This window comes from Mangrovibacterium sp. (assembly GCF_059905295.1).
Map to the genome: position 1 here is coordinate 1 of NZ_JBZQJF010000281.1, position 5,308 is coordinate 5,308.

At 42.7% G+C, this 5,308-nt stretch carries 8 protein-coding genes; 4 read left to right on the forward strand and 4 right to left on the reverse strand.

The window, feature by feature from the left end:
• Window positions 1–947: 23S rRNA (adenine(1618)-N(6))-methyltransferase RlmF (gene rlmF, locus AC37HE_RS14420; RefSeq protein WP_500783554.1), on the forward strand; the 947-nt coding region annotated here is incomplete at its 5' end.
• A gap of 44 nt (window positions 948–991) precedes the next feature.
• On the opposite strand, the gene AC37HE_RS14425 is transcribed toward rlmF, so the two are convergent.
• The 4 genes from AC37HE_RS14425 to AC37HE_RS14440 all read right to left on the reverse strand — a co-directional run bounded on the left by AC37HE_RS14425 (window position 992) and on the right by AC37HE_RS14440 (window position 3,921).
• The gene (locus AC37HE_RS14425) at window positions 992–1,240 is read right to left on the reverse strand and encodes a hypothetical protein (RefSeq protein ID WP_500783555.1); all 249 of its coding nucleotides are present in this window, start codon (window positions 1,238–1,240) and stop codon (window positions 992–994) included.
• Between the two features lie 66 nt (window positions 1,241–1,306).
• Window positions 1,307–1,765 (reverse strand): hypothetical protein, encoded by a 459-nt coding sequence (locus AC37HE_RS14430; RefSeq protein ID WP_500783556.1) that lies wholly within the window; start codon window positions 1,763–1,765, stop codon window positions 1,307–1,309.
• Between the two features lie 45 nt (window positions 1,766–1,810).
• Window positions 1,811–2,992, reverse strand: a complete 1,182-nt coding sequence (locus AC37HE_RS14435) for a SpoIIE family protein phosphatase (RefSeq protein WP_500783557.1) — start codon at window positions 2,990–2,992, stop codon at window positions 1,811–1,813.
• Window positions 2,989–3,921 (reverse strand): PAS domain-containing protein, encoded by a 933-nt coding sequence (locus AC37HE_RS14440; protein ID WP_500783558.1) that lies wholly within the window; start codon window positions 3,919–3,921, stop codon window positions 2,989–2,991. Before AC37HE_RS14440 ends, AC37HE_RS14435 begins: the two co-directional genes overlap by 4 nt.
• A 344-nt stretch (window positions 3,922–4,265) precedes the next feature.
• Between AC37HE_RS14440 and AC37HE_RS14445 the strand changes: the two genes are divergently transcribed.
• The 3 genes from AC37HE_RS14445 to AC37HE_RS14455 form a co-directional block, all read left to right on the forward strand.
• Window positions 4,266–4,610, forward strand: a complete 345-nt coding sequence (locus AC37HE_RS14445) for a hypothetical protein (RefSeq protein ID WP_500783559.1) — start codon at window positions 4,266–4,268, stop codon at window positions 4,608–4,610.
• 1 nt (window position 4,611) lies between these two features.
• Window positions 4,612–5,025, forward strand: coding sequence for an ATP-binding protein (locus tag AC37HE_RS14450; protein WP_500783560.1), 414 nt, complete (start codon window positions 4,612–4,614; stop codon window positions 5,023–5,025).
• On the forward strand, window positions 5,022–5,308 hold a 287-nt coding region (locus tag AC37HE_RS14455), incomplete at its 3' end, for a 4Fe-4S dicluster-binding protein (protein ID WP_500783561.1). The genes AC37HE_RS14450 and AC37HE_RS14455, both read left to right, overlap by 4 nt.

The window sequence follows — 5,308 nt, forward strand, 5'->3', positions numbered from 1 at the left end:
AAATTCATCCTACCGTAAAGGCAAAATTACATCCACGAAACAAAAACAGGGAACGCTACGACTTTAGCAAACTTACTTTAGCTTGTCCGGAACTTACCCCCTTTGTCCGGGTCAATCCTTATGGCGATGAATCGATCGACTTTGCAAATGCTCAAGCAGTGAAAATGCTGAACAAAGCCATACTGAAGGCAAACTACGGGTTCGATTACTGGGATATTCCGCCGGGTTATCTTTGTCCTCCAATCCCCGGGCGGGCCGACTATATTCACTATGCTGCTGATCTGCTGAGCGAATTAAATAAGGGAACCATCCCGACCGGAAGTAAAATTAACTGTCTCGACATTGGCGTGGGTGCCAACTGTATATATCCGATTATCGGAGCAATGGAATATGATTGGAGCTTTACAGGTGTCGATATTGATAAGGATTCCATTGAATCTGCAACGAAAATAGTCCGTCAGAATAAGGCACTGGCTGATAAAATTACATTTCGGCTTCAAAGCATCCCGCAAAATATTTTCAGCGGTATTATTCAGCCCGACGAGCAATTCGACCTGACCATTTGCAACCCTCCTTTTCATGCATCGGCAGCAGAAGCAGCAAAAGGGACAATACGCAAAACCCGTAACCTGAAACAAAAAAAGACAGTCACCCCAAAATTGAATTTTGGTGGACAAAGCAATGAATTATGGTGTGAAGGCGGGGAGGAATTTTTTCTGAAACAAATGATTTTGCAGAGCAAGCAATACCATCATTCATGTTTATGGTTTACCTGCCTGGTTTCAAAAAGCGAACGCTTACCTTCCATTTATAACAGCTTGAAACAAGTTGAAGCCACTGAGGTGAAAACTATTGACATGGGCCAGGGAAATAAAATCAGTCGCTTTGTAGCCTGGACATTCTTATCAAAGGAAGAACAAAGAGCATGGACAAAGCACTGGAAATAAGTTGCGCCGGCTTAATTATCCAATCTAAAGAACCGTAAACGGTTTTAGCATTTTCCCCGTGCGCAAGGGCTGTTTGTAATCAGGAAGCCCATAAATGCTCCAAACCACATTGTTTTTAAAGCTTCGCCAAGCGTCAGATTTTCAATTTTAACATCTCCTGAAAAATAACTAATCGCAAAACTCAACAGGGCTCCCAAAACAATGTAGATCATCGTTTTCTTACCATGTCGTGTCCAAATATTTCGTTGAAACCAATTGCCTTTAGGCTGAAGTTCTAATTTCTTGAATTCCATATTGTGAAAATTAAACATGCAAATATATACATATTTAATTTCTACTTGCCATTCGATCAGGTATAATCAAAAAATTTCTTCAACAATTATTTTTCGTCCATTAAAAACAGCACTTTCTCCAGCAGTTTTCCTTAACAAAGCATGTCCGATTGGCGATGCCAGCGAAATGCAGTAGTAATCCACTCCATCCAATTCAATTTTGCCAAGTGGTACGGAAAGAAAGTATATTCCCTGGTTGCAAAACATCAGGCTTCCAAATTCACCTTCTTCATATTTCCTGGTTAGCTTGATTTGTTTTAAATCTTCGCTCAAAGCACGAGTCTTGGCCAATTGTGCTGCCTGTTTGTCCATCTCCTGTTGGATCATTTCCCGACCGGTTTCATATTTATCACCGGCACTGCTTTTGGTATCGCTATCGCGTGATTCTTTGGCCGACAGGATTGCCTGTTCAATTTCAGCGATTCGTTCAGCTAAAAGGTCGTTTATTTTCTCGATTAATCGTGCTTTTATGGTTTCTCTGCTCATACTGGATATCTCGGGTTCGCAACAAAGTTGCCTCAATTTTTCCGGCTAAATAAACTCGATGGAAACTTTCTTAAAAAATCGTTCCTCCAGAAGCTTAACAATCCGGCGAACCACAAATTTACGGATTTGGATTTCGAAAGGCTGTTCCGGGTCCTGGTGTGCACGGTTGATTCGCGTTCCCAAGAGAATATGAATAACATCGTGTTCAAGCAGCAATTTGGCAACTTCTTCGGGCGGCGAATTTTCCAGCCTGGTATTGCTGGTATAGTTTTCCAGGATCTCCTCCACCCTGCTTAGGGTTAAAATTCCCTCCGTTACCATCTCGAAACCTTCCATATCAGCCGCAGGTGGAATATTGTCCCACTCGTAATGGTGCTGAATCGAAATACCCAGGTCCAGTTCGCGCGCAATAATCTCGGCAGTAGTTCCTCCACAAATAATTTTTTTCCCGGGGAAATCTTTTACCCGACCGACAAAGTCCTGGTCTTTAATCTTATAAAATGGCGGCCCCGTGATCAGCATAAACTCGTGCGGCTTTCGAAAATTGATGACACCACAACTTGCATCGTCCTTCATTTCGAAACCATCATTCATCTCCACCTGATTCATAATTTTTCGAGCCAGACGTGTTGCCGTCACCTCCGGCTCACGCTCGAGCTGGCTTTCTACAAAATTGGAAAGCTGTTCGGCGCCCCATCCCATCTGGAATCGTTTCCCGCCCAAACCACTTTGAGTAACGCCGTCACTCATAAAAATAATCCGATCGCCCTTTATTGGCTTAAATTCCCGAACACGCAGGATTTTCCCTTTATTTTCATCTCCTCGAATGGGGATTTCCAGTTCACGCGGCACATAAGGTTTTCCGAAACGAAATATTTGCGTTGTCGGATTGTCGTAATTAATAATCCGAACCAGTTCATCGTTGTCAATCTCAATAATCGTGAAGGTGGCATAACTTTCTTTACCATCACTGCTTTGGGGAAGTACACGCATGAAAATATTCGCAGCAATCTCCGGACGCGTATGAAAAGAAGTATAATTCATGGCCATGGAAGTAGTGAGGTTAGCCATCACATTGGCCCGAATTCCATGTCCCAGTCCATCAGACAAAATCAAAATGTACCGTCCTTCACCGCTAATCCGCCGTGAATGAAATACATCACCGCAAACAATTTCTCCGTGAGCCATCTTTTGCTGAAAGTCAACATCTACATGCAAATCGCTCATGCCTCATCCTCCTCACCATAACTATACGACTCAATGATTGAATGCAGCAACTCCTCCATAACCGATGCATTCTCTCCCAGCAGGAAAGCGATTTTCTGTACCGTTTCCATATTTTGCTTATTCACGCGCTGCGCCCGACTCACTATTTCTTCGCGCACCAGAGCAGGCGCCGACATGTCTCGAATCAATGCTCCAACCACCCTGTTTTTGTAAATCGTGATAACCGACACATGCAACAACTTGTTTTGGTAACGCAAATCGCGCTCCAGACTTGCTTCTCCGGAGCTCATTATAGAGGCGAACATGCGGAAGATCGTATCCGGAACGAGCTCTTTCAGGTTGGCTCCTTTCAGCCCCGGAACCGACTCATACAAATCGGCAACATCTCCCCCTATTAATTGGGCAAAGCCAGGGTTCGAGTTAATTACATGCCAATCATTGTCGACCATAACGATCCCTGCCCGAATTTTGTGCAACATGGCTGAAGCCATCTCGGAAGCTTCAAGCGCTTCCTTTAACCGGCGTTCTGCCTTCCGACGTTCACTCAATTCGGTCATTACCGCAAAAATTCCAACAAGCTCATCATTCTTGTCATAGAGCAGAGACTTATCAACCGAATATTCTACAGAACTTCCTGAGGCCGTTCGTATACGCACTTCGTAAGATCGCTTTTCCTTATCAACGAGCATATCCTGATCATAGCTCTCCAAAAGGCGAACCTGATCATCACCCAAAAAATCAGCAATTTTCTTTCCATTTGCAGAAACTTCTCCGCAACCTATGATGTTACAAAAAGCCCTGTTAGCCAGCAACAGTTCCCCCTTCGGATTTCGAAGAAGAACAGGCATTGGCAAGGCATCTATTAATTGCTGTTGAATACCGAAAAATTCAGGATTGTCAGAGTGAAAAGATTTTTCGTCGTAAATCATGGGTAAAGAATTATGTTGATCGAACTAATTAAACCATCAAAATGTACGAAAAATAGTTTAGAATCGATCGGTCCGGTCCAGGATCTTGAGGACACTCAATCTGAAAAAATAGTAAAGCTGATCTCGAAAAATTCAGTTAAGAATAGAGCAATCGATTGTCCAATCAGAAACAATTCACATTTGTTCAAAAGCTACAGGGAGTGAATGCCTAATCTCCTTTCAATCCGTCGAATGTAGTATTTTATAATGAATCTAAATTTCTATTAAAAAGGTCAGTTTGAGCTCGAAAATATCGTCCGTTTCTGCCTTTTCAGCCATATTTGCAAAAACCATCTTTTGAACTCATGGAAATCTCTGAAGTCTGCAAATTATTGGAGGCAAAAATAATTTGCGACAACAAGCAGAATAGTGTTCAGGTTGAAAAAGGGTACAGCTCCGATTTAATGAGTGATGTGCTGACCCTAGATACCGACCACCTGCTTTTAATAACCGGCATGTGCAACCTGCAAACAATACGAACAGCCGAAATGGCCGACGTTCGTTTTATCGTCTTTGTTCGAAATAAAAAAGCATCTGTCGAAATGGTTGATTTGGCGAAAGAACATGGAATCTGTTTAATGGAATCGCCTTTCACCATGTTTAAAGCAAGTGGCCTTTTATTTACAGCAGGATTAAAACCGGTTTACTAAAATGGAGCTGAAGTTTTCAATTGAAGGAGGGGATTTTACACAGGCTGGACAAGCTTCAAGTCATGTAAAGAAGGTGTTGAAACAATTGGGAGTTGATGCAAAGTGCATTAAAAGTATCGTTATCGCGCTTTACGAAGCCGAAGTGAACGTTGTTGCCCACGCTTATAAAGGGGTGATTAAAATCCAAATTGATAAAGACAAAATCCGTACGACCATCGAAGACGAAGGACCTGGAATTCCGGATATTGAAAAAGCGATGCAGGAAGGTTTCTCAACGGCCAGCAAAAAAGTCCGGGAAATGGGCTTTGGAGCAGGAATGGGACTTCCCAATATTAAGAAGAATACCAACGAACTGAACATTGAGTCGATTGTGGGAAAAAGTACAACGGTAACCATGGTTAATTATTTCTTATGAATACAGCGACACCAACATACCATGCACTAAAAGTAGATGCCCAAAAGTGCATTGGCTGTACCCATTGTATGAAGGACTGCCCAACTGAAGCGATTCGAATTCGCGGCGGGCTGGCCGTAATAGAAGAAAAACGATGTGTTGACTGTGGAAGATGCATGCGGAAATGTCCGGTAAAAGCCATCTTCGTGGAACAGGACGACCTCGACAAGATCAAAACATTTAAATACCGTGTTGTTCTTTTCCCGTCGGTCATGATCGGTCAATTCCCCGAAAACTATACGGA